Source organism: Photobacterium sp. Ph5, from assembly GCF_022129445.1.
Classification (GTDB): domain Bacteria; phylum Pseudomonadota; class Gammaproteobacteria; order Enterobacterales; family Vibrionaceae; genus Photobacterium.
In genome coordinates, this window is record NZ_JADQAQ010000040.1 from 12,705 (window position 1) to 37,310 (window position 24,606).

At 37.4% G+C, this 24,606-nt stretch carries 25 protein-coding genes and 2 pseudogenes; 19 read left to right on the forward strand and 8 right to left on the reverse strand.

The window, feature by feature from the left end:
- Positions 1 to 21 precede the first annotated feature (21 nt).
- The 7 genes from I3259_RS14860 (at position 22) to I3259_RS14890 (ending at position 5,700) form a co-directional block, all read left to right on the forward strand.
- Positions 22 to 504: a YbaK/EbsC family protein gene (locus tag I3259_RS14860; protein ID WP_238030334.1), complete on the forward strand. Its 483-nt coding sequence runs from the start codon at positions 22 to 24 to the stop codon at positions 502 to 504.
- 537 nt (positions 505 to 1,041) lie between these two features.
- The gene (locus tag I3259_RS14865) at positions 1,042 to 1,977 is read left to right on the forward strand and encodes a porin (RefSeq protein WP_238030335.1); all 936 of its coding nucleotides are present in this window, start codon (positions 1,042 to 1,044) and stop codon (positions 1,975 to 1,977) included.
- Positions 1,978 to 1,993: 16 nt separating this feature from the next.
- Positions 1,994 to 3,148 (forward strand): ABC transporter substrate-binding protein, encoded by a 1,155-nt coding sequence (locus tag I3259_RS14870; RefSeq protein WP_238030336.1) that lies wholly within the window; start codon positions 1,994 to 1,996, stop codon positions 3,146 to 3,148.
- A 634-nt stretch (positions 3,149 to 3,782) separates the two neighbouring features.
- Positions 3,783 to 4,334 carry a hypothetical protein gene (locus I3259_RS14875; protein WP_238030337.1) on the forward strand — a complete coding sequence of 184 codons (552 nt, stop codon included), beginning with the start codon at positions 3,783 to 3,785 and terminating at the stop codon, positions 4,332 to 4,334.
- Between the two features lie 178 nt (positions 4,335 to 4,512).
- Positions 4,513 to 4,905, forward strand: a complete 393-nt coding sequence (locus tag I3259_RS14880; RefSeq protein ID WP_238030338.1) for a hypothetical protein — start codon at positions 4,513 to 4,515, stop codon at positions 4,903 to 4,905.
- A gap of 109 nt (positions 4,906 to 5,014) precedes the next feature.
- On the forward strand, positions 5,015 to 5,374 hold the full coding sequence (locus I3259_RS14885) for a hypothetical protein (RefSeq protein WP_238030339.1): 360 nt from the start codon (positions 5,015 to 5,017) through the stop codon (positions 5,372 to 5,374).
- Positions 5,371 to 5,700, forward strand: coding sequence for a hypothetical protein (locus tag I3259_RS14890; RefSeq protein WP_238030340.1), 330 nt, complete (start codon positions 5,371 to 5,373; stop codon positions 5,698 to 5,700). The genes I3259_RS14885 and I3259_RS14890 overlap by 4 nt, the downstream gene beginning before the upstream one ends.
- Before the next feature lie 52 nt (positions 5,701 to 5,752).
- Here the strand turns inward: I3259_RS14890 and I3259_RS14895 are convergent, their stop codons facing one another.
- Complete coding sequence (locus I3259_RS14895; RefSeq protein ID WP_238030341.1) at positions 5,753 to 6,607, reverse strand: hypothetical protein; 855 nt, start codon at positions 6,605 to 6,607, stop codon at positions 5,753 to 5,755.
- 665 nt (positions 6,608 to 7,272) lie between these two features.
- On the opposite strand from I3259_RS14895, the gene rbsD reads away from it, so the two are divergent.
- The 5 genes from rbsD to I3259_RS14920 all read left to right on the forward strand — a co-directional run bounded on the left by rbsD (position 7,273) and on the right by I3259_RS14920 (position 12,277).
- Positions 7,273 to 7,692, forward strand: coding sequence for a D-ribose pyranase (rbsD, locus tag I3259_RS14900; protein WP_238030342.1), 420 nt, complete (start codon positions 7,273 to 7,275; stop codon positions 7,690 to 7,692).
- 102 nt (positions 7,693 to 7,794) lie between these two features.
- Positions 7,795 to 9,117 (forward strand): L-fucose:H+ symporter permease, encoded by a 1,323-nt coding sequence (gene fucP / locus I3259_RS14905; RefSeq protein WP_346015702.1) that lies wholly within the window; start codon positions 7,795 to 7,797, stop codon positions 9,115 to 9,117.
- Between the two features lie 68 nt (positions 9,118 to 9,185).
- Positions 9,186 to 10,196, forward strand: coding sequence for an aldose 1-epimerase family protein (locus I3259_RS14910; RefSeq protein ID WP_238030344.1), 1,011 nt, complete (start codon positions 9,186 to 9,188; stop codon positions 10,194 to 10,196).
- Between the two features lie 137 nt (positions 10,197 to 10,333).
- A complete protein-coding gene (gene rbsK / locus I3259_RS14915; protein WP_238030345.1) occupies positions 10,334 to 11,254 on the forward strand; it encodes a ribokinase in 921 nt (306 codons plus the stop codon).
- Positions 11,255 to 11,269: 15 nt separating this feature from the next.
- Entirely contained in the window at positions 11,270 to 12,277 is a 1,008-nt protein-coding gene (locus I3259_RS14920) for a substrate-binding domain-containing protein (protein ID WP_238030346.1), read from the forward strand.
- Between the two features lie 4 nt (positions 12,278 to 12,281).
- Here I3259_RS14920 and I3259_RS14925 read toward each other — a convergent pair whose 3' ends face one another.
- From I3259_RS14925 to I3259_RS14955, 7 genes are all read right to left on the reverse strand, one after another.
- Entirely contained in the window at positions 12,282 to 13,028 is a 747-nt protein-coding gene (locus I3259_RS14925) for a GntR family transcriptional regulator (protein WP_238030347.1), read from the reverse strand.
- A gap of 94 nt (positions 13,029 to 13,122) precedes the next feature.
- Positions 13,123 to 14,061: a transketolase C-terminal domain-containing protein gene (locus I3259_RS14930; protein WP_238030348.1), complete on the reverse strand. Its 939-nt coding sequence runs from the start codon at positions 14,059 to 14,061 to the stop codon at positions 13,123 to 13,125.
- Positions 14,058 to 14,939: a transketolase gene (locus I3259_RS14935; RefSeq protein ID WP_238030349.1), complete on the reverse strand. Its 882-nt coding sequence runs from the start codon at positions 14,937 to 14,939 to the stop codon at positions 14,058 to 14,060. The genes I3259_RS14930 and I3259_RS14935 overlap by 4 nt, the downstream gene beginning before the upstream one ends.
- A gap of 9 nt (positions 14,940 to 14,948) precedes the next feature.
- Positions 14,949 to 16,304: a PTS ascorbate transporter subunit IIC gene (locus I3259_RS14940; RefSeq protein WP_238030350.1), complete on the reverse strand. Its 1,356-nt coding sequence runs from the start codon at positions 16,302 to 16,304 to the stop codon at positions 14,949 to 14,951.
- Between the two features lie 14 nt (positions 16,305 to 16,318).
- Positions 16,319 to 16,582: a PTS sugar transporter subunit IIB gene (locus tag I3259_RS14945; RefSeq protein ID WP_238030351.1), complete on the reverse strand. Its 264-nt coding sequence runs from the start codon at positions 16,580 to 16,582 to the stop codon at positions 16,319 to 16,321.
- 11 nt (positions 16,583 to 16,593) lie between these two features.
- Positions 16,594 to 17,037 carry a PTS sugar transporter subunit IIA gene (locus I3259_RS14950; RefSeq protein ID WP_238030352.1) on the reverse strand — a complete coding sequence of 148 codons (444 nt, stop codon included), beginning with the start codon at positions 17,035 to 17,037 and terminating at the stop codon, positions 16,594 to 16,596.
- Between the two features lie 360 nt (positions 17,038 to 17,397).
- Positions 17,398 to 18,267 carry a LysR family transcriptional regulator gene (locus I3259_RS14955; protein WP_238030353.1) on the reverse strand — a complete coding sequence of 290 codons (870 nt, stop codon included), beginning with the start codon at positions 18,265 to 18,267 and terminating at the stop codon, positions 17,398 to 17,400.
- Positions 18,268 to 18,439: 172 nt separating this feature from the next.
- On the opposite strand from I3259_RS14955, the gene I3259_RS14960 reads away from it, so the two are divergent.
- From I3259_RS14960 to I3259_RS20270, 7 genes and pseudogenes are all read left to right on the forward strand, one after another.
- Complete coding sequence (locus tag I3259_RS14960; protein WP_238030354.1) at positions 18,440 to 18,841, forward strand: lipocalin-like domain-containing protein; 402 nt, start codon at positions 18,440 to 18,442, stop codon at positions 18,839 to 18,841.
- Positions 18,842 to 18,877: 36 nt separating this feature from the next.
- Complete coding sequence (locus I3259_RS14965; protein WP_238030355.1) at positions 18,878 to 20,068, forward strand: MFS transporter; 1,191 nt, start codon at positions 18,878 to 18,880, stop codon at positions 20,066 to 20,068.
- A gap of 68 nt (positions 20,069 to 20,136) precedes the next feature.
- A pseudogene (locus I3259_RS14970) lies at positions 20,137 to 20,670 on the forward strand (molybdopterin dinucleotide binding domain-containing protein); the annotation flags it as partial.
- A gap of 224 nt (positions 20,671 to 20,894) precedes the next feature.
- Entirely contained in the window at positions 20,895 to 21,134 is a 240-nt protein-coding gene (locus I3259_RS14975) for a cell division topological specificity factor MinE (RefSeq protein ID WP_238030356.1), read from the forward strand.
- Positions 21,135 to 21,409: 275 nt separating this feature from the next.
- Positions 21,410 to 22,384 (forward strand): hypothetical protein, encoded by a 975-nt coding sequence (locus tag I3259_RS14980; RefSeq protein WP_238030357.1) that lies wholly within the window; start codon positions 21,410 to 21,412, stop codon positions 22,382 to 22,384.
- 18 nt (positions 22,385 to 22,402) lie between these two features.
- Positions 22,403 to 22,924, forward strand: a pseudogene (locus tag I3259_RS20265) (transporter substrate-binding domain-containing protein); the annotation flags it as partial.
- Positions 22,925 to 23,848: 924 nt separating this feature from the next.
- Positions 23,849 to 24,553, forward strand: coding sequence for an HD domain-containing phosphohydrolase (locus I3259_RS20270; protein WP_346769453.1), 705 nt, complete (start codon positions 23,849 to 23,851; stop codon positions 24,551 to 24,553).
- Positions 24,554 to 24,606 lie beyond the last annotated feature (53 nt).

The following is a 24,606-nucleotide window of genomic DNA, read 5'->3' on the forward strand; positions in this document are numbered from 1 at the left end:
AAGTAAAAGGGATAGTGATATATGCAATCGTTACAAAAAATTTATGCGTTTAATACTCAACGTTTAAAATCATTGGCTATCCCTTATCGAGAATGGGAGCATGAAAGCATTCTTGATTTTGAAACCGATCAAAAAGTGGCTGCGAGACTGGGTTGGACGGGAGTGCATACTAAGAGCATCTTTATGAAATTTAAAGATCATGGTTATGCGTTGTATTTGACGGATAAAGATTCGCGAATGGACTCGAAAAAAATAAAGACGTTGATCGGTAAGCGGCCTTCTATATGTACTGGCGAAGAGATGACTGCGCAGTTAGGGTGTTTACCCGGTGCTGTATGTCCTGTTGGGCTACCTGAACATGTCGCTATTATTATCGATTCATCCTTGTATGCGTGTGAAGAGTTGCTTTATACACCCGGTATACCGGAAATTACGTTTGGTGTGGCGGGTAAGTATTTAAAACAGTTATTAGGATCTGAATTTAATGTTATTTATGAACTGTAAATTACAAACCAAGATAAATAAATGGCAAGGGCTTTGAGTTTAATATTCAAAGCCCTTTTACTTTATTTGAAAAAGGGAAAGTGATTGATGTCTAAGTGTGTGGTTTATTTTTATACATCATCGTTAATTTCCCTAAAAGTAATATTTAGAGAGCGCATTCACTCACTCAATATAAGAGAAGTTTTTATATCCTGAGTTTATGAACAATATTCTTCAGCTATTTAAAAGTGTATACCTTTTAAGCGATAAAATAGTGTCGATAATTTAACAACGATAGATTATGGGCTTACTTCAATATTTAAAACGATCTCGATACTTCATTTTAGACAACCAATAACACATTGATTTTTAATGTTTTGTTTTTAAAGGCAAAGGCATTGCTCAGGTACATTTCATCGTTATCCCTTTTTCTTTAGTTATATAAATTCCATTTAAGTATTTAAATGTCTTGATTATAAATATCTTAATAATTACCATTCTCATTAACGGTAAACCGTAGGTTTACTATTCTATTTTTTAAATAAAAAGTGGTCGGTAATGAAAAGGACAGCTTTATTCTATGGCGCGTTATGCGTGTCATCATTTGCAAGTGCTGTAAATGCGGCATCCATTTACGCTGATGAGGGAACAAGTCTTGCTATTGGCGGGCGTGTTGAAGCTCGTGCTGAGCATCGTGATAGTGACATCAGCGATCTTAGCCGTGCACGAGTGAATATTAGTGGTGAAACACTGATCGGTGATGGTATTAGCGGCATTGGTTATTTCGAGCAGGAATTCAAAGCAAGTGAAAACAAAACACGCTATCTCTATGCAGGTATTAAAGCGGCGCTAGGAGAGGGAGAAGCGCAAGTCGTTTACGGTAAAACGGCAGGAGCAATGAGCCTTGTTACGGATATGACTGATATTCAGGCAGCATACGGCGCAATTGCTGCTGACAAGTTTAAGGTCGGCAAACGTATTGCGAACAGTATTGCCACTTTTTATACCAATGATTCGGGTACGTCATTAGGCATTAACTACTCGGGTAAACATACGATTAAAGCGGATACATTTAAACATGGTTTCTCTATTGGGGCATCGCAAGCCATTGGTAATACAGGGTTAACGTTGGCAACGGGTTATGCCGATCAAACAATGATCAAAAAAGGCAAAGAGAAAGAAAAGTCACAGTTTGATGTCGGTATGGGATATCAAGTTAAGCAGTTTTATTTAGGTGCTTTATACACCAATCAAAAATTAGGCGGTAAGGATGCTGACGGTTATGACGTAGTAGCTGCTTATAAGATCAATAGTATTTATAAAGCCACGCTTGGTTTTGGTGAGTTGCATGTTAAAGGTGGGGATGATTCTCGAGCTGTGAATGGCGACATCACCGCCAAGTGGAATAAACATTTCAGAACCTATGCTGCGGTGAATTACGACACAGTAATTGATGATACACAAGCCATGCTTGGCGCTCGTTACGATTTCTAATCTCAAAAGGTCTTATATGAAAACGCGATTTAAACTTCTTACTCTTGCCGTTGGTGTAATGGCTTCATGTTCTGCGCTTGCTGGTGATTACCCGATGACAATCACGGATGTATCAGGCCAAACAATCACGCTTGATCATCAGCCGCAACATATTGCACTTGGTACTGCTCGTAACTTCCCATTATTAGAAATCGTTTACGGCAAAGATGCTGGTAAACATGTTATTGCAATGCGTGATGATATGAAGATTTCAGCCCCTTCTATGTATGAGTTTTATACCAATAAATACCCAAACCTTAAAAAAGTGCCAGAGATTGGCAAGATCAGTAAAGGTCAGTTTGATGCTGAGTCATTTATTCAAATGAAGCCTAAACCTGATGTGCTGATCATCGGTACTAGCAGTATGAATTCTGCTAAAGAGAAGGGCTTAGTTAAGAAGCTTAATGATGCAGGTATTCAGGTGATCACTGCTGATTTTCGCGAGCAAACTATTAAAAACACAATGACATCAGTAACTTCTGTAGCAAAAGCTTTAGGTTATGAAGATCGCGGTAAAGCATTTGCGGATTATTATACAAAGCATCTAAACGTTATTACTGATCGCATTGCTAAGGCGAAAGATTTAAAGCCAAAAACAGTGTTTATGGAAACGGCAGCAGGCTACACCCTAGATTCCTGTTGCAACACTTATGCTGGTGGCAATATGGATGATTTTATCACGCTGCTAAAAGCGACAAATATTGCGACCAAACCATTAGGTGGTGCTCATTCCGGTAATATGTCACCTGAAACTATTGTTGCGGAAAACCCTGATATTTACATTATGCAAACGGCTGGCTGGGTTGATAAAAAAGGTAATTCTATGAAGGGTATTCCTCTAGGTTACGCGGCTAATGACGCTGCGATCAAAGCGGCAACGAAAACCTTGATGGATCGTCCTTGGTTACAAGCGACCAACGCAAATTTAACCGGCAATGTTTTCTCTATTTATAAGCCGTTTTATAACTCGCCGTATAACCTTGTGGCGCTTGAACACTTTGCGAAGTGGATCAGACCTGAGTTATTTAAGGATTTAACCCCAGAACAAACCTTCGTTGAAATGAATAAGGCTTTAGCTAACAGTAACGTAAGCGGTTTATTTGGTATTGATAACGTTGATGTTATTCAATAATAAAATAGAAGGGCGTTTATCGCCCTTCTATTTTCCGTTCTGCAATGTTTACTTTGCACTGCCACTTTTTGAACATCACCACGTAGCTCGATACGGTTGCATCTATTGACGATATCTCTCAGTAATTTTTCTCCTGTGATAAAGAGAAAATCTTTCTAAAAATCATTTTCAACGAGCAGTTTAAGAGAATAATAATCCTACAAAGCATTATTATCGGTCAAATAATGAGCAATCAGTCGTAAATGAGAATTGTTATAACTTACTGTAATTTCTTAAAAACCCTCTTTATTGTAAGAGATATAGGATCTGAATTCACATATTTACGGTTGTAAACTATAGGTTTACCAATTACCATTTGTCGCGAATATTGCGGTTTTTGATTGACGATTTTTGATTGACGGTGTTTGAGATCTGGCGCAATTAGATGCGATAAAACGAGCAAGGTTATCTTAGTAAACCATTGTGGTTTCATTTTTGATTGAGGATGAAAAACATCACGCTACGGATTAGCAATAAATATATTTCTATAAGACGAGCGTTAATATGAAAAGTAACAGAATGATAGTGAGACTAAAGCGAAGTATTACAGGTAAAAAAAATACGATGTTGTTCTTTCTAGCGTTAGGTAAACATCATGGCTAAGTGTGGAACAGGTGTAAAAAGAACCCATGTTTATGGTCATATATGTAAAGATCCAAGATTGTGTGTGTTATGTTCATCAGTAGTTCTGTTACCTAAAGCGTATCGCACTAAGGAATCGTTTTTACAATGCTATAAAACGACATTTCAATTGTTTAAATTAGCCAAAGTTTTACTTTTTATTCCTGCTTTTATTGGTATTGGCGCAAGTCGGGCTGATAGTCCCAGTTATAGTATTCAGTGCATGTTTGATGGTGTGAAAAATAAAGATGGCGATTTTAGAAAGCCATTTTTTCAATCTTATAAATTTGAGATAGATAAAAAAGAAGTAATGGTCGTTGATGATATGCATCAATCCTTAGCGCAAAAGGTTTATGGGTTTAATAATATTACGCTTTTAGAGCAAACGGCATTTGGAAATATGGTGTCAACTACCATTGTATTTAAGAAAGAAGGGCAACAGATGGAAGCGGTACAAAGTCGACATGAAACCCTTAATCATCATGTGATGCCTTTTCAAACGATAGGCTATTGTAATTACGCCTAAATACAATTTTATTAAATAGAACGCGAATATATTAGATATTTATTATTCTTTTTGTTTCTTAAATATTATTAATTGTTTGACATTATAAATAATGGTCATGCGTATCTATTTAACTTATTTATGGACACTTATATAGCAGGGATCGATTTTATTTATTACACAACATAGAGAAAAAATAATGAAAAAAGTAATTATCACCAGCCTTATTGCATCGACAATTTTATTATCCGGTTGTGGAGCTATTAAAGAGAAAGCAGCTGGCATGGTATTAGGTGATAAATTTGTACAGGCGAATGCGAAATTAAATCAGTGCGATCTTTCTAGTTTAACGTATTTAAAAAATGCTGCTGCTGATGATAAAAATCCGATTGTTCAAAATGCAGCACTACTTGTTTTAGGTGCTCATTTTGCTGCTGATGGAAACATGCATGCTGTTGATACAGTAGCACAAAAAATCGCGAACATGTCAGATACAACAACGTTTGCAGAGCAACGTAAAACTATTATTGAAGGCGGTAAAGAAACAGCGAAAGATCGTATTAATAATGGTTTCACTGCAAACTGTAAATAATATGTTTTATTCATTTATCTGTTTGATTGATTGAAGCAGGCAAGGCTCCAAGGAAGGAGCTCTTTAAGCATTTGAAATAATACTATTCGTTAATTTGAAAGAGGTGCGTATGAGAAAATTATTTATTGCCGCGCTATTCGTTTCGCCGATCACCCATGCCGATTTATTAACATCTTCTCGTCCTATTGTGACGATGTATAACGTTGTTAATGCTGCACAATGTGCTGATAATGTTACCGAGTATCCTGAAAATGAAGTGATTGGTTTGTTTAATTTTGCTGTCGATGTCCTGGATGAAACAGCGAAACATATTGGTTATAACAATGTTGAGAAGTTCTATGCTGCCACTGAGAAAAACGCACTGTTTGTTATTGATAAAGCTCACTGTGATGCGCTAATAGAAAATGTTGTGATGCCTTATTTATTTAGTGCACCAATTACACTTTATCAGCAGGAGTTAGTGTCGTGAAATACGGTTTTTTAGCGATATCAATAATATTGCTGTTAGGTACAGGATGCTCTGTCGATAATAAAACTAATCCTAAGAATGCAGCGCCACCGATGCTTAAGTTATCTGTACCATCACCGACGATATTAGAGATGGCTAACTACCAAACTTCTGACAAGGTTTGCTCTTTAATGGGTATGGCACGAGAGAATGGAAATGATGAATTAGTGAGTCAATTAGGTTTTATTTTTTCGTCTCGTCGCGATATTTCATTGAAAGACTGTGTTCGCTTTGCCGATCTTGGACAGAAAGAAGAACGTGCGGCGGCAACTATCGAGGTGAATTGATCAAATCATTAAATTAAAAGGGACGTCTGTTGCCCCTTTTAGTGTGATCGTATTAATCTTGGATCATTTTTTCTATTTTTTCTGCAACAATCAAAGGGACGGATGACGGTGGAATAATAAGAAAAGAGGTATTCGCTGCAATCTGTTTAAAACGATCTGCTTGTTTGCTCTCTTCTGGTAAGTGAATAGCGATAACTAATCGAGATCTTGTTGGATATTCAAGAAGATTCTTTAATAGCTTTATACACATTTCGGCATTACCGTCATTGAAATTGGGTAAAGCAATAAAGCTATAAGGACGAATATCGAGTTTTGAGTCTCCAATTAATTCCATATAGCCAATTAATATATTGCCGATATATTCAGTGGTAACGCCAGTAAGATCGGCATTATAGAACTGCTCATCAATGCGAGCTAACATGGTTCGTGTTTTGTTATTACATTCCCACTCGAAATTTTGCTCGTCTTTCAGGTTGGCATTTTCAACATAAGACAATGCGTCAACCGCTTCTACCATTCCTGTGATTAATTTTATCTGAATAGGATTGGTCTTTTCATCATCTAATCTTTTTATGATTTCTACTGCTTTACGTGCGTTAGAAGACCATGCATATGACAGAGGATTAATCGGAGCATGGTTTTCTTTATCTGCAATCAAATCTAATGGTGGTACGGTTTTAAAAAAACGAGAGCAGATAATTAAGTTTTCTTTCGAGACGATACCTGTTGTTACCCATTTATGGACGGCTTGTCTTGATACATCACAGTAGGTTGCCAACGCTGTTTTTGAAACACCATTAGCATTCATGTTGTAGGCAAACCAATCCATTAATTTGGTTTTTACATTTCTTTCTTTACGGTGAAGTTGTGCGTTTTTTTGCTCTGTCTTGCTATTTTCTTTGGTCATTATTGCGTAACCTGATGAGTTGACACGCTCTATTGTGCAAATCTTAAGTTTAAAGAGATTTGTTGTAATAAGTATATGCTTCAAGTTACAGGTTAATAAGCTATATATGGAAAGTCAAACGTCGGTAATTGGAAAAAATTGAGCAAGTAAAAGTGTTTAATGAGTGATGATATCTGCTTTTACAATAAGAAATGCATTTTAATAATAAAGGTGTAGTGGTTTAGGTTTTATGTGTTATTAAAGCTGATTATCACTGATCGTATTTATAAACAATACATTATCATGTGGATGACAAGAGATTAACTAAAGGTTTCCTTTTACTATATTGTCATGCAAATATCAGTTTTAGATCGAAGCTTGATGATAGTGCTCTTTTTATATCGCAGCGGTAGTTAATAGCAGAGGGGTAAACAAGTCTGTTATTTCTTACTTGTTGTCACTATCGAAACGTTTTGCTGGGTAGAGTGTGAGCTGAGTTTCTTTTTTGTTCTTATTTTTACGCTTAAAACCGATCGTTCTCACATCTTATCGAACAAGGGATAGCCAAAAGAATCAGTCGAATTATTATGTCATCGAAACGTTTCGATGGTTTTTTCTAAAACGGTGATTTTCACCGATTAGCAGATGCCTTTAGTAAGAAAACGTATAACCGAATGGTCGATAACATGAAAAAAAGTACCCTCATTAATTCAGAATTGTCTTACCTAGTTGCCACATTAGGGCATACCGATGAAATCACGATTTGTGATGCGGGCTTGCCTATTCCAGATCATGTCCAACGTATTGATTTAGCGTTAACTCATGGCGTACCGAGCTTTTTAGATACAGTGCGTGTGATGCTCTCTGAAATGCAAATTGAAGGAGTGATCATGGCAGAAGAGTTTGCCCAAGTGAGTCCTGAACATCACCAAGCCTTGCTGGTTGAACTTGAACTAGAGCAAGTGAAAACGGATAAAAAAATTCATATTCAATACGTTACCCACGAGCAGTTTAAACATCGCACAGAGCAAAGCCGAGCGATAGTAAGAACTGGCGAATGTACCCCGTATGCCAATGTGATTTTTCAATCCGGTGTGGTGTTTTAAACCGCTTTAGATGTTGTAAAAACCTTATGTAAATGAATCCTAAATTTTTGCAATGCAGTGTATCACCTACTTGTGGGTGATCTGTTTATGGAAGATAAATCAATGTTTATAAGAAACAACACGGTTCAACATCCTGATGGTTATTTAAATAAAACCCCGTTATTTCAGTTCTTATTATTGTCATCCGTTTTTGCGTTATGGTCAGCTGCTGCTGCCCTTAATGATGTATTGATCACTCAGTTTAAATCTATTTTTGATCTTTCAAATTTTGCTTCAGCGTTAGTGCAATCTGCGTTTTATGGGGCGTATTTTTTAGTGGCCATTCCTGCTTCAATGGTCGTTAAAAAAACATCTTATAAGTTAGCTATTTTGTTGGGTTTAGCGTTATACATTTTCGGCTGTTTGATGTTCTTTCCTGCATCGCATGCTGGTACTTATACTATGTTCCTTGCGGCTATTTTCTGTATTGCGATTGGTTTATCTTTCCTTGAAACCTCGTGTAATACCTATTCTGCAATGATTGGTGAACCAGAGCGTGCAACACTGCGTTTGAATGTTTCTCACACCATTAATGCGATGGGTTACATCGTCGGTTTATTATTGGGTAAGCATTTAATTTTTCAAGAGGGTATTGATGTTAGCCATATGATGGAAACCCTCACAGGCCCTGAACTTGCGGCGTTTAAAGAGCAAGTGTTGCAACAAACCCTTGAACCGTATAAATGGTTAGTTGGTATTATTGCTACTATCGCGATTTTGATTGCCTTAACCGAGTATCCAAGCTGTAAAGCTGAAAGTGATAATAAAGACAATCAACCGTCTTTTTCTGAAACACTGTCTTATCTTGCTGGTAATGCCCGCTTCTTTAAAGGGATTGCAACGCAGTTTGCTTATGTCGGTATGCAAGTAGCGGTATGGTCATTCACTATTCGTTTAGCATTAGAGCTTGATCATAATATGGTTGAACATGATGCGGCTAACTATCTATTGTATTCATTTATTATGTATTTCTTGGGTAAGTTATTAGCCAATTACCTGTTTACTAAAACATCGCAAGAAAATGTATTGATGGGCTATTCCGCCATTGGTTTTGTTTGTTTGATGTACGTAACCTTTATTCCTAGTTTTACTGCGGTATGGGTAGCGGTAGGTACCTCTGCATTATTCGCTCCTTGTTGGGCAACAATTTTCGCTTCAACACTGCAATCGGTTGATACTCGCTACACAGAAACAGCCGGTGGTTTTGTGGTGATGTCTATCATCGGTGGGGCAGCGATCCCTGTAATCCAAGGTTTATTAGCCGATAACGTGGGGATGCAACACTCGTTTATCGTAAGTGCATTGTGTTTTGCTGTGGTGTTCTTCTACTTCTTAAGCGAGAAAAAACACAAGCAAGCATTTACTTATTCTGTCGCTAAGGCGTAATAAAGTTTTATGACCATTCTTTAATGATGTGAGCTGTCTAAGAATGGTCATTTCTCATCGAGGTTATTATGTTTACTCTTCCTCTTTATAAAGAGCAGTTTTCTAAAACGAAAACCCGTATTGCCCACTCTGAGCATTTCGATATTCATACTTTTATTTATAACTCTGGTGTTCACGCCGTTGAAATTCAGAATACCAAAGGGCGTTTAGTGATTTTGCCGTTTATGGGGCAGATGATTTGGGATGCAGAGTTCTTAGGCACCGATCTTTGCATGAAGAATATGTTCTCAGAACCGAAACCAGCTAAAACCATTGTGGAAACCTATGGCTGTTTTGCTTTCCATGCAGGTATGTTGCGAATGGGCTGCCCAACGCCACAAGATGATCATGCTCTACACGGTGAAGTGCCATGTGCTGCAATGGATTCAGCATGGCTTGAAATCAGTGACGAGTCGGTTGCGATAAAGGGCTGTTATGAATACGTGATGGGTTTTGGGGATCATTACTTGGCGACACCATCGGTGACGTTAGCTAAAGATGCCAGCGTGTTTGATATTCAAATGGTAGTGAAGAATTTGGCAACGGTAGCCATGCCGCTGCAATACATGTGTCATATCAATGCGGCTTACATCGAAAATGCCCAAATGAGTCAGAATATTCCTGATGATGCATTTACTCTGCGCCAAAGTATTCCTTCGCATGTTCAACCTAATGCACAGTGGTTAGCGTATAATGAACAGTTAAAAATCTCGCCTCCGATATCTGTATTAGATAAACCAGATATGCACGATCCTGAAATCGTCTACTTGATGGATGATATCGACCAATATACCGATCGTGCCGTGTTTAAGATGGCGTTTGAAGATAAGTGCTTTACCACTGAGTTTGATACCAAAGACTTTAATCATGCAACACGCTGGATCTTATGCAATGGCGATCAACAAGTGAACGCTTACGCACTGCCTGCGACTTGTCGACCTGAGGGTTTTCTGGCGGCGAAAGAAAAAGGTACCTTGCAATATTTAGCACCGAATGAAGTGCGTAGTTTTACGGTTCGTACAGGTATTTCCCAAGCTTAAAATTTTGTCTGCGTGTTAATTTCCCCTATGGTTAGTGCGCAGACGAGATGCCTTTGACGTTTTTTGACTGAAGAAATCAAAGTCATCTTATTTATCACAATGTATGTAAAAGGCTCAATAGAGCTGAGGATAACGATATGAGTAAGTTAGTAGTATTAGGTAGTGTCAATGCTGATCATGTTCTTCAAGTGCCTTCTTTTCCGCGTCCAGGGGAAACACTGCATGGTCATCACTACCAAGTTATCCCAGGAGGAAAAGGGGCTAATCAAGCTGTTGCCGCAGCGCGTTTAAATGCTGATATTGGCTTTATTGCGTGTGTGGGGGATGATGCCTTTGGCATGTTGATGCGTGGTAATTTTGTTAAAGATGGAATAGATGTGCGTGGTTTAAAAACAGAAGTAGGAACGCCGACAGGTATTGCGATGATCCAAGTTTCTGACTGTGGTGAAAATAGTATCTGTCTATCAGCTGAAGCAAATGGCAAGTTAACAGAGCAAGCGATTGAATCTGATTTAGACACTATTCGTCAGGCTGAATATTTACTCATGCAATTAGAAACACCGATGTGTGGTATCGAAAAAGCGGCAAAAGTAGCGAAATCAGCCAATACCAAGGTGATCTTAAACCCAGCGCCAGCCCGTCAATTATCGGATGAGTTGTTAGTGTGTATTGATGTGATCACGCCTAATGAAACGGAAGCTGAAGTACTCACAGGGGTTACAGTAACCGATAATGAAAGTGCTCAACAGGCGGCTGATATTCTTCATGCTAAAGGTATTAAAACGGTGATGATCACTCTAGGTGCGAAAGGAGTATGGTTAAGCCAAAATGGATCTGGCGATATTATCTCAGGTTTTCGTGTGGAAGCGACAGATACCACAGCCGCTGGTGATACCTTTAATGGCGCGTTAGTGACTGGTTTATTAGAAGGTTTAGCTTTAGAATCAGCAATTAAGTTTGCTCATGCTGCCGCGGCGATTTCTGTCACTCGTTTTGGCGCGCAAACGTCTATTCCAACACGTGAAGAAGTGGATACATTTTTAGCGCAACATGCCTAACTAAGGAGAAATAGCATGGCAACGATGAAAGATGTCGCGAAACTGGCTGGGGTTTCTACCTCGACAGTGAGCCATGTTATTAATAAAACCCGTTTTGTTAGTGATGAAATAGCAGAGCGGGTCAACAAGGCAGCTAAAGAGCTAAATTATTACGCGCCATCAGCCTTAGCGCGTAGTTTCAAAGTTAACCGTACCAAAACCATTGGTATGTTAGTGACAACTTCTACCAACCCTTTCTTTGGTGAAGTGGTTAAAGGGGTTGAGCGTAGTTGTTATCAGCAAGGTTATAGTTTGATTTTGTGTAATACAGAAGGTGATCACCAACGTATGCACGAATCAATCAACACCTTGCTGCAAAAGCGCGTTGATGGGTTGATCTTAATGTGTGCTTCGCTTGAAGGTGAACGGTTTGACGTCTTTGAGCACTATTCAGATATTCCTGTCGTGGTAATGGACTGGGGACCGATGTTGTTCACTAGCGATAAAATTCAGGATAACTCGCTGCGTGGTGGCTATATGGCAGCGAAACATTTGATTGATGCGGGGCACAGCGATATTGGTTGTATAACCGGTCCGCTTGAGCGAAACCAAGCTAAAATGCGATATAATGGTTTTCTTAAAGCGATGGATGAAGCTGGCTTTATTGTTAATCCATCATGGGTAGTGGAAGCGGATTTTGAATGTGAAGGTGGCTATAACGCCTTTATTCAATTGTATGAAAAAGGAAAGTTACCCAGCGCTTTAGTTGTAGCTAATGACATGATGGCAATGGGCGTGATTAATGCCGCAAATGAGCGTGGTATTCAGATCCCTGAGGAGCTTTCTATTATTGGTTACGACGATATTCATATTGCGAAGTTTATCTCTCCGTCCCTTACAACTATTCACCAGCCTAAATATCGTTTAGGCCAAGCGGCTGTTGAGGCGCTACTGAAACGTTTAGATGCCCCTGATACTTTCCCTCAAGTTATTGAGTTAGAGCCGACCTTAGTTGAGCGCAAGAGTGTGCGTAAGGTGAAGTAAAAGACTATTTTTTGGTTATTTGATGGATATTGTAAAGATCACTATTAATAATAGAGATGATGTATTCCACAGGACAATTATCTGTTGAATAAATAGTCTCTCGTAATTCGATCATTGCTTGCTCGATATCGACGTGGAGTAATTCTGCAATATCAGGATCTCGTAGGTTAAACGCGGAAATGTTTTGTTCTCGCATCTCTATCTTTTTACCCGTTATAGATTCAAAACAAACATAGCTGGACTGCTCAAGTTGACTTAATTGAAAACCTTCACATACAGATACAGGTATGTGAATTTGTTCTAGAGAGACGGGCATTGAACCAAACCGCATTAAACGTTCGATAAAATAGATTTTATCTGTTGGAGGGATATGCAATGCGCAAGCTATCTGAACATTAGGTACTTGAATAATGGCAACGGATAAAACTTCTCTGCTTTCTTTTTTTTGTTTTTGATGTGCTGTTTGTTGAAATGGCGTGATTGTTTTTAGCTGTTGATTAACTTGCTGTTCTATTCCATCACTAACAAAAAGCCCTGATCCTTTAACTCGATAAATTTTACCCGCTTCAATAAGGTGGCGAGTTGCTTCTCTAACTGTTGTTCTTGTTAAACCTAATGTTTTAGCGATCGCTGATTCTGTATCAAGTTTGTCACCTACATTAAGTGCTAATGCCTTGATTTTTTTGTTGATGTGATCGATCACTTCTTGTTGTTTTGGTGTCGGTTTTACAGGCATTAATTTGTTTCTCATGTCAGTACAGCAGGATTTTCACGCTTAAAAACAATAAAACCAATGACAGACAATAGCAAGTCATTGGCTTATCGATAGTAAAGATATTAGTCCTTTAAAGGGCTAGTAATTTTTGTAAGCTAAATTCAGCGATCTTTTCTGCACTTATACCGTATGTTTCTTTTAGGTACTCAAGTGAACCAACTTGACCAAATTGTTCATTAACGCCGAGTTTGTGGAACATTGAAACTTTACAATTATTACTTAATAAGCAACTTGCAACTGCATCACCTAAACCACCAATAATATTGTGATTTTCAATTGTAATGATTCGTTCTGTCGATGCATATTTAATTATGAGAGATTCATCAAGAGGCTTAATTGTATGCATATCTATAACGGTTACAGTAAAGCTACTTCTATCTTCAATAATTTGTGCTGCTTCTAATGCATCATGCACTGATACACCACTAGCAATTAACGTTAGATCGTTACCTTCTCTGAGTACATTACCTTTACCTATTTCGATATCATCCTTTGAGTGATATAAGCTTGGTAATGCTTTCCGAGTTGAACGAATGTAATTAATACCATGGTGTTTGTAAGAGTAATGAATTGCAGCTTGAAGCACGTGTGCATCTGATATGTCAATGACAGTTGCGTTAGGTATTAGTCTCATTAGTCCCGTATCTTCAAAGGGCATATGAGTACCGCCATTTGTTACAGCAGTTACACCAGCATCGCTACCGAATATATTGATATGCTGCTTTGCATAACCGCCAGCTAAAAATAATTGGTCATAACAACGACGAGTAGCAAAACAGCCAAAAGAGTGAACAAAAGGAACTTTTCCTACAGTTGATAAGCCTGATGCTACGCCAATCATATTAGCTTCGGCTATACCGCATTGAATAAAATTATTAGGATAGGTATCTGCAAATTTCTTGGTACTTACACTGCCCATTAAATCAGCTTCTAGAACCATAATATTTTTATTTTTTTCAGCAATTTCCATCAAGGTTTCACAATGGACATGTCGTAATTCTTTGTTCATGATAATTCCTCGATTTTTTGTGCAAGAGAAAGTAGATCTGATTCTAATTGTTCGACTAGTTTGTCATCTAAACGAAGGTGATGATTAGCTTCAATATTTTCAACTGTTGGTATCCCTTGTCCCTTTGTTGTATCTAAAATAATGGCTGTTGGCCTATTTTTAGATGTTTTAGCTATATCAATAGCAGAAGAAATTTGTTGAATATTACTTCCATTAACGGTGAGAGATTGGAATCCAAATGCTCTAAACTTATCTTCTAAATTGAAAGAGTTCTGTACGTCGCTAATATAGCCATCTAGTTGGCGTTTATTATTATCGATAAAGACGACAAAGTTGTTTAACTGATGGTGAGCTGCAAATTGGATCGTTTCCCAGCACTGACCTTCTTGTAATTCACCATCACCTACAATGGTATACACCATTGAATTCGTACCAACAGCAATACCCGCAGCACAAGAAATACCTTGCCCTAACGATCCTGTCGTCATATCTACACCTGGGGTAAGATTCATGTCTGCATGACTTGGTAAACGTGTTTTGTTTTGGTTGATGGTGTATAGCCAATCACGAGCAAAATAGCCTTGTAAAGAAAGCGTGGCATAGAGCGCAGGACCTGCATGTCCTTTTGATAGGACGAAGTAATCTCGATTTGGATCTTGAGGTATTAGCGGGTCATGTTTTAGGTGTAATCCATAAAGACAAGCTAAAGTTTCGGTTATCGATAATGAACCACCAAAGTGTCCATATCCCATATGAAGCAATGCGTTTACAGTTTCTTTTTTTATTTCTAGATTTAAACGTTCAATTTTTTTCAAAGTAGATGATGAGAGCATGATTACCTCAGAACTAAAAAGGATGGCAACGAGAATTGCTGCCATCAGATGACGTTAAATATTGTCTTGAGTTATTTCTGGTTCTTTTGATTTTGTAAAGTTAGTCGCAAGAACTAATGCGGCAACAATCGCAATACCTGCAATAACCGCTTCTTTACCTATCATTGCTAAGTAGCCCAAGAAAATACCAGTTACTGCAAAATCAGAGTCTGAGAAGGTTGTATTTGCGAAACCAAAATCACCAAGTACTGGTAGCAGCCATAGTGTTAGGAAAGAAATGATAACGCCGTTGATAAATGCACCTGCAATTGCACCTCGGCGTCCACCTGTTGCATTACCAAATACACCCGCTGTTGCTCCTGTAAAGAAATGAGGAACAACACCAGGAAGAATAAGAGTTAGTTGTAGTCCACCCATAATAGCCATACTAATTAGGCCTCCGACGAAGCTCGCTAAAAAGCCAATGAGAACCGCATTTGGTGCGTATGGAAATACAATTGGACAATCTAAAGCTGGTTTTGAATTTGGTACTAATTTTTCTGAAATACCAGAGAAAGCAGGAACAATTTCCGCAAGGACTAAACGCACACCTTGCAAGATAACGAATACACCTGCTGCAAAACCAATTGCTGTTAAAATGGCGTAAACGATAGGGTTTTGACCGTTACTTAGATTTTCTGTTACAAAGTCACTACCTGCGGCAAGAACAAGAATTAAGTAAATAATCCCCATTGTTAGTGAAATTGATATTGAAGAATCACGAAGAAAAACAAGATTTTTTGGTAAATTCATTTCTTCGGTACTTTTTGAACCTTTACCAACCATTTTTCCAACTAATGCAGAAGCTGCATAGCCAACAGTTGAAAAGTGACCAAAAGCAACATCATCACTACCTGTTATTTTTCTCATAAATGGCTGGGCCATTGCAGGAAATAGCACCATAATTAAGCCTAGAGTAATGGAACCTAAAATAACAAGAGAAGGGCCTTCAAAACCTGCAACATTTAAAATGATAGCGATCATACATGCCATGTATAAAGTATGGTGACCTGTTAGGAATATATATTTGAACTTACTAAAACGTGCAAAAAAGATATTAGCAACCATACCAAACGCCATAATTAGTGATGTTGAAGCACCGAATTTGGCCATGGCTGTTGCATAGATAGCTTCGTTATTTGGAATGACACCACGAAGTTGGAAACCTTGTTCCATTAGTACGCCCATTGGGGTAACAGCGTTAACAAGGATTCCCGCACCGCCACCAATAACAATAAAACCAAGAATTGTTTTTATTGTTCCTTTAATTACATCTGAACTTGATTTTTTTTGAATAGCTAAACCGAGTAAAGCGACTAAACCAATGAGTATTGCAGGTGTACTTAATATATCTGTAATAAAATGCAGCATCGTGGTGCCCTCTATTAACGTGCTAAATATGCTTGGATTTGTTCTTTCATGGCATTTTTATCTGTGATATTTGGGATAGAAACAACATTATCTGCATGAATACTATCGGCTAAATCACGGGTACAAATAAAAAAGTCTGCCATATCTGGAGTAACAGAACCTAAGTCAGTGTGATTTACCTCTGCATCAATACCTAATTCTTGCATTACTTGTTTTACTTTCATTTCAATCATGAAAGATGAACCTAATCCTGTACTACATACGGCCATAATACGCATAATGTTATTCCTTAATATTTGTTTAATATATTTAAAACTTGGATTTTATTAATTGCTGTTGTTATCGATTTAATGTCATCTTCACAACAGAAAAACTCAGAAATAGAAGTGATTAAATTTATATGTTGATCGCTATCTTGAGCGGCTAATAAAAGAATTACCTTTACAGGGTCATTCTCTTGGCTATTAAAATTAATACCATTTCGAACAATAAGTAGCGAAAGGGCATTACTAATAACACCATCTTCTGGCCTTGCATGAGGCATCGCGATCTTAGGACCAAGGACATAATATGGGCCTATTTCTTTTGTCGTTTTTATGATCTCGCGCTGGTAGTTGTCTGTTATTTTTTTATTTTTTATTAATGGGTTACAAACCATTTCAATGGCTTTTTCCCAATTGGCGATGTCATTTACTATTTGGATATTTGATTCATTTAAATATGAGTTTAGCACTAGCTCACCTGATATATACAAGTTTAAGTTGTCTATACAGGTTAGATTAGGATGTTATTACTAAACTTATTGTGATTTGAATCTCATTAATTTATTACTAATTACAAACATTATATAAAGTGGGTCTGTAATCACAGGTTTTTTATTTTATTAAAAAAATAAAATCAATTGAGATATAAGTAACAGTTTATATATTATATATGTTCTTCATTATTTTTATTGTTACGTGAATTTAACATTTTTGGTGGGTTGAATATAAAGATAGAGATTTTATTATTGTATTGGCATTGTTGAACGCAAGAGTGCTAAATCATTGCGTTCATAGAGATTGCTTGTCATGTTGTAATCAAATAGTGTTACTCAGCAATAACCGTTAAATAGTTGTGAAAGGGTATCTAATACCATTTGAATACGCGCGGTATGAATAATATCTGCGTGTGTAACCAGCCAGATCTCGTAGTTTTCATTGAAGTCCTTTTCAGGAAAGATCGGTACGAGATTATCAATATCTGCCATAAACTTCGGTAAGAAGCCGATCCCTACGCCATTCTTTATCGATGTTCTTAATAATAAACTGCTGTCTGCAAGCAGTGCGATTTTTGCCTTGTCGATAGCTAAACCAAACAGTTTATCTGGGGACTTTTCTACCATAGGGGCATGAACGATCAGATCTAAACCTGCCAACGAATCGGATGTTTTAGGATAACCATGTTGATGTAAGTATTCACTGCTTGAATAGAGCCCCATTGGTGAGGTTAAAAGCAATTTTGTGACTAATCCTGGCGTATCTGGGCGAATATTTCTGATCGCAATATCAATATTGTGTTGCGTCATATCGCGCAGCGCAGTCGTAACATCGAGCTTGATGCGAATTTCAGGCGCAGACGTTCTCAGTTGCTTAATAGCATTAATAATAAAGTCAATTGCAATAGAATCGGTAGTTGAAAGGGTGATATCGCCTTTTAACTGCTGATCGAAGCCTTTAACTTTGTTTTGTAAAGTGAGGGCTGCTTGTTCCATTTCTATCGCGGCTAAGAATGCTTGATAACCTGCTGGTGTGAATTCGTAACCTTTATTGCTTCTAATAAACAACTGGCATTTAAGTGAGTTTTCTAAAATGGCGATGCGCCTTCCAACGGTAGCTTGATCGACATATAGCTGTTGTGCAGCTTTGCGTAGTGTTTTTTCTCGTCCTAATGCGAGGAGGTATTGCGTGTCGTCCCAGTTCATAGTGTGCTGCAGATTTGTTGGTATATAGAGAGATTATCGCAGCATTTTTAAACCTCTACTTCATTTATTATTCCCTTGGTCAAACAAAACTGCTTAATAAAATCAATGAGCTCAGATAAATGCTCACTTTATTTTGTTTTGCGGTTATTTCTTTTTTGTATTCGAGGTTTGGATGAAAAGTATTATTGGTGCATGGGATTTATTGTCTTTTAAACACACAGTAATAGAGACAGGTGTTGAGTCCGATATTATGGGGGATACACCTTGTGGGCGGATTATTTTTACCAGTGATGGCTTTGTTAGTGTGTTTATTTCAAAACAAGGTCGAGAAGATTTTAATAAAGATAATGAAAAGCTCTATAAAACCATGATGGCGTATATGGGGAAATACACGTTAGATGGTGATAAGTGCAAGTTTTATATTGATAGAACATGGGACCCTGATTGGATGGATTTGACACTTCAGCGTCAAATTGCTTTCGAGGGTGACATATTAGTTATTACTACGCTGCCACAAATTGGAATTGATGGAAAACTAAGTACAGCAAAATTAACGTGGAAGAAAAGTGAATAATCAACCTAATTATTCATATTAAGAGTAGAAATAATAATGAAAGTGTTATTGTACAATCAAAAGAAAGTTGCTTTGTTTTTAATTATATCAATCTCATTTTTAATGGGTATTGCAATTGATATTTATGTTCCCTCGTTGCCTGAGATATCGTCTTACTATCATACGTCAATAAAATATGCTGAACTGAGTATCTCACTATACTTATTGGGGTATGGCTTAGGGCAAATCGTGCTCGGTATTTTGTCTGACACATATGGGCGTAAACGGATCTTTATATTCTCATCGTTACTCTTTTTAGTGGCAAGTGTATTATGTACAACAGTGAATAGTATGTTTGAGTTCAATTGCTTACGTTTAATTCAAGGTGTAGCTATCGCAGGGTTAGCTTCAGGGATGAGAGCAATCATTGTTGATTTGTTCTCAGGGTTAGAGCTGAAGAAAATGGCGAATTATTTTGCCTTAAGTTGGGCGTTAGGGCCGATTGTTGCACCATTTATCGGTGCTAATTTATCCCATTACCTAGGGTGGAAAGCAAATTTCTATTTATTCGCTATCTATGTACTTGTTATTTTATTTGTGTGTACGGCACTATTTGAAGAATCAAATAAAAGCTTAGTACCATTAAAGATAACTCATATTAAAAATAGTTTTTTTGAGATGATCTCACATAAGACATTTTTATTATTAAGTATTGTTTATGGTCTAAGTTATAGCTCTGTTTTGATTTTTAATACGGCTGGTCCTTATTTGCTAGAAGTCACTATGAAATACACGATATTAGAATATGGCTATATAGCGATGTTGCTAGGATGTGGTTATTTTATAGGTACTATTATAAACCGTATGTTAATTGTTCACTATAATAATGAAAATATTCTCAAGTTAGGAGTAACGCTAGCAATTATTACCGCATTGGTAATGTTAGTGATGGTGAATTTTTATCATAATCTTTATGTGATCATTATACCGTTACTACTGATGTTTTTATTTGTCGGTTTGATTGTGCCAAATGCGATCGCAATTACCATGACTATTTTTCCCGAAAAGGCAGGGTTTGCGACTTCATTATGTGGCACGATTGTCGGTATTATCGTGTTTGTGGTGACATCGCTCATTAGTGGTATCAATATGTCATCGGTGACATTAGCCTTTAGTTATGTAGCTGTATTTATGCTGGTTTACGGACTAAAAGTGTGGGTGTTTACTAACAGAAAGCCTGAAATTTAAGAGAAAATTGATGTCTATATGTGGGATGGCAATTTTTTAAATAGATTCTTTATTGAAAAGTAAATATCGTTTTCATCTTCTCGAAAACCATTGAAGGTTACAACTATGCGGACTGTCCTCCTCATCCAACGTGGTTAGCACCAACAGAGTGGGTTGATAATGCGAAAGATGGTGAATTACAGTTAATGACATCCCATGCTGCACACCGTCTTCATAGTCAGTTGAACTATGCTGAACTTCGTAAAGAATACGCGATTGCGGATCGTGAGCCGATCTCTATTCACCCTGAAGATGCTAAACCGCGCGGTATCAAGCAAGGTGATTTAGTGCGGGCATATAATCATCGAGGTCAAGTGCTAGTAGGTGCTTACATTACTGATGGTATTAAGCAAGGCTCGGTCTGTATTCATGAAGGCGCATGGCCTGATCTAGATCCAGCTACAGGGATTTGTAAAAACGGTGGTTGTAATGTGCTGACTGGCGATATTCCGACGTCTCGTTTAGCCAATGGTTGTGCGGGTAACTCATCTGTTGTGAAAATTGAGAAATACACAGGGCCAGTGTTGTCACTCACCGCATTTGATGAACCTGCGATAGTGTAGATTATTTACTTCATTATCAAAATAAACATAAGCCGTAAATATAATTTGCGGCTTAATTATTCATTAATGTTTTAGAAAAACGGTCGATATCTTTTAAGTACGGGTTACAAATGATCTTTGATAAAACTTGTTTGATCAAGATCGTGAAAACATCGATAAAATGTAACTAAATTAAAAACTACACTATAATCGTAGAAAAGTATTAGGTGATAGGGATATTGAGCATGTTTAATCTATGGAAAAAGAAACAAATCGATAGGCCAGTATTAGGCTCTGCATCTGTCGCTAAGCAGCGTTTGCTTGGTGAGTTACGGACTAATCGCATTCCATACAATGTTCAAATGATGAAAGATGAACTATCGAGACTACTATCTCAATGGGCAGATATTAAAGACAATAAAATTGAAATTGTGAAAACATCTAAATCGACTTCAATTTTAAAAATAAAGTGTCGCTGTTCATAATTTGTTAGAATAGTCGCTATGCAGTCACCCTTTGTTTAAGTATTCAACTTAAGCAAAATTTTTTACACCTACTATTCCTACTTTACTTGTTTACATGTGTCGTGAATGTAGACAGCTATCGTTTTATCTAACGTAATTATTTCTGTTGTTCTTCTTTAGTTTTTTGACGTTAATTTGTTATCTTTATCGGAATTATGCTGAATAATTGTTATTGATAGGGTTAATTATTTGTATGATTTGTCGTAACTGTAAGAAAGTGATGGGATAGTATAAGTATGCGTGCATGGACTCTTTTTAGTAACAAAAGGATAAGCATAAAGACGATAGTCGTTTCACTCTTAGTGTTTATTACCTTGATGACATCGTCTATTGCCATTGGTCTTCAGTACTATCACAGTAAAGAGATGGCAAGAGAGCAAGCAAGAACCAAGTATCAAATGTTGGCTGAATCAGTATCTGATGCAGTGACAGATGTGAGTGATGATGCGATCACGACTGTAAAGTATCTATCACATTTGGGAACCATTCTTCATTCTCCATCAAAAGATGTCATACGAAGTATTTTCACAAATGTTTTAAAAGATAATCCTAGCTTTTACAGTGCCTTTATTGGGACTGAAAAAAACTACGCATATATTGTCATTAATTTGGATTCTATGTCCGATGTAAGGCGAAAAAATAATGCGTTAAAGCAAGATCGGTGGCTGATTATAGAGCGTAGTGCTGATTCGGAAGGCATGAAACAATATGATTATTTTTATGATGCCGATTTTAATTTGCGAAAAAAAATAAAACGTAACGCTTTTTATTCGCCAACACTGCGTCCTTGGTATAAAAATGCGAAACGAGGTTCTGTTTTCCGTAGTGAACCCTATTTATTCTTACCTGAAGAAGTTACAGGTATTACTTATTCTACAGAGGTTCCTAGTGATAAAGGAAAGATTGTTGTAGGTATCGATTTTACGCTGTCACATTTTAATAAATTATTACAAGAAAATAATGTTAGCGATGGAAGTCAAAATTTCCTTTATTTGCCATCAGGAGAGTTGGTGGCAAGTAGCGAACCTTCTTTTGGTCAATTACCTCTTCCACCCTCTAAGCCTTTAGTTTTAACACCAGAAGAACAGAAATTGATTGATGATACTCATATATTACGTGTATCAAATAAAGATAATTGGGCACCAATAGATTTTACCATATCAGGCCGTCCTGCTGGCTTGATCCCTGATTTGCTATATATGGTGAGTTAATCGACTGGGCTTGAATTTGATTTTTTTAATGGGGTGGGATCGCAAGGGTTACGAAAGGCATATAGTAATGGGGTGTTAGATATCCTAACTGCTGTACCTGATGTTCCAAGTAATCATAGATTAGGTGTTTTTAGTCAACCTTTATTCAAATCTTCTTTTGCAATAGCTGTTTCTGATAATGAACATTATGAGAGGTTACAAGACCTGAATGGTAAACGCTTAGCATTATTAAGTAACTGGTCAATTATCTCACTAATTAAAGAAAAATACCCTTTAATTGATATTGTGACGTACTCACATGTTGATGAGGCTTTAAGAGCGGTCAGTGAGGGAGATGTTGATGCATTTATTGATGCGCAAGCGGTACTCAGTTATGTCTCTGAACAGTTTATGATTAATGATCTGTCGTATCATGCTTTAAATATTGAAAATAACTTAACCTTATCATTAGTATTACCTCCTGAGAAAAAGGCGCTTTTAAATATTATTAATCGTGCTATTGAAGCCTTAACTCCTCAGCAGAAACAATATTTACAGCAGAAATGGTTAGGCTCTAATGCGGAAGTGAATCGTGCTGGTGTTGTTCCTTATGTAGAATTAATCGATTTTGCAGCAGATGAGTCTTATCAGAACCAACTGATAGAAATGAATAGTAATGACGATGACTTTTTTTATTATGTGCGCGATGTACGGCGTGGTGGGCATGATCAAATCTTTTTTGCTTCGATAGTACCCAAAGCATCAGTTTACGCTGCCAGCGAAGAAAAAATTCGCACATCAATTTATGCTTCAGCTCTATTATTGCTTATATTACTGCCATTGGCAGGACTTTGCGCTAAACCGATAGTTAAACCAATTTTGCGGCTTCGTGAAGAAAATAAAAAAGTGAAACAGCGGCGTTATGAAGATGTTGTTGTGATCCCAACTAGAATTAAAGAGTTCCATGAACTTTCGATGTCAATTTACCGTGTTGCTGAATCGCTTCAAGAACACGAAAAACGGCAAGAAGAGTTTGTTGAATCATTTATTCAATTAATCGCTCAAGCGATTGATGATAAATCTCCCTATACTGCAGGACATTGTAATCGTGTACCTGAAATTGCCTTGATGTTCGCCCATGAAGTCGAGCAATCAAAACAAGGACAGTTTGCTGATTTCCGCTTTAAAAATGCAGCTGAACGTCGAGAATTTAGAATTGCGGCATGGCTTCATGATTGTGGCAAGATCACCACGCCTGAGCATATTGTTGATAAAGGGACGAAGTTAGAAGCAAACTATAATCGTATTCATGAAATCAGAATGCGTTTTGAAGTGCTATGGCGTGACGCGGAACTAAATTATTTACAGCATGTTATCGATAATCCGCATGAGCAAGAAATAGCATTATCGACCTTAAACCAGGCGAAAAAAAAGTTACAAGATGACTATAAATTTGTCGCTAACGCCAATGTTGGCGGTGAGTTTATGAGTGATGAACATATTACTCGTATACATGAAATTGCCAATAAAACATGGTTACGCCATTTTGATGATCGCTTGGGGTTATCGCCATTAGAAGAACTGAAAGTGCCGGAAAAATCACAAAGGTTACCTGTTGAAGAGTATTTATTGTCAGATAAACCAGAGCACCGAATTGAGCGTATTCATGAGCTAAGTTTTGATCCTGCGTTTGGGATCAAAATGCAAGTACCTGAGCTTCAATACAATCTGGGGGAGATTTATAACCTGACCATTAAACGCGGCACATTAACAGCAGAAGATCGCTTTAAGATTAATGAGCATATGATCAGTACAATTAAGATGTTAGAAAGTCTTCCGTTCCCTGATGATCTTGCCCGTGTTCCTCGTTATGCTTCAACACACCATGAGACGATGAAAGGGACAGGGTATCCACGTAAGTTATCAGCAAAGGATCTGAGCACTCCTGAACGAATTTTAGTGATATCTGATATTTTTGAAGCGCTCACAGCTGCCGATCGTCCTTATAAGAAGGCTAAACCATTAAGTGTTGCGATAGATATCTTGTATAAGATGGCGTTAGATGAACATATTGATATGGCGCTATTTAAATTGTTCTTATCAAGTGGTGTGTATATGCAATATGCTGAAAAGTTTTTACCAGAAAAGCAAATAGACAAAGTCGATATTAATAAGTATCTTTCTAGTTAGTTTATGTAACATTATATTGATGTTTTTTCAAAAAATAGCCTACATTATTATGT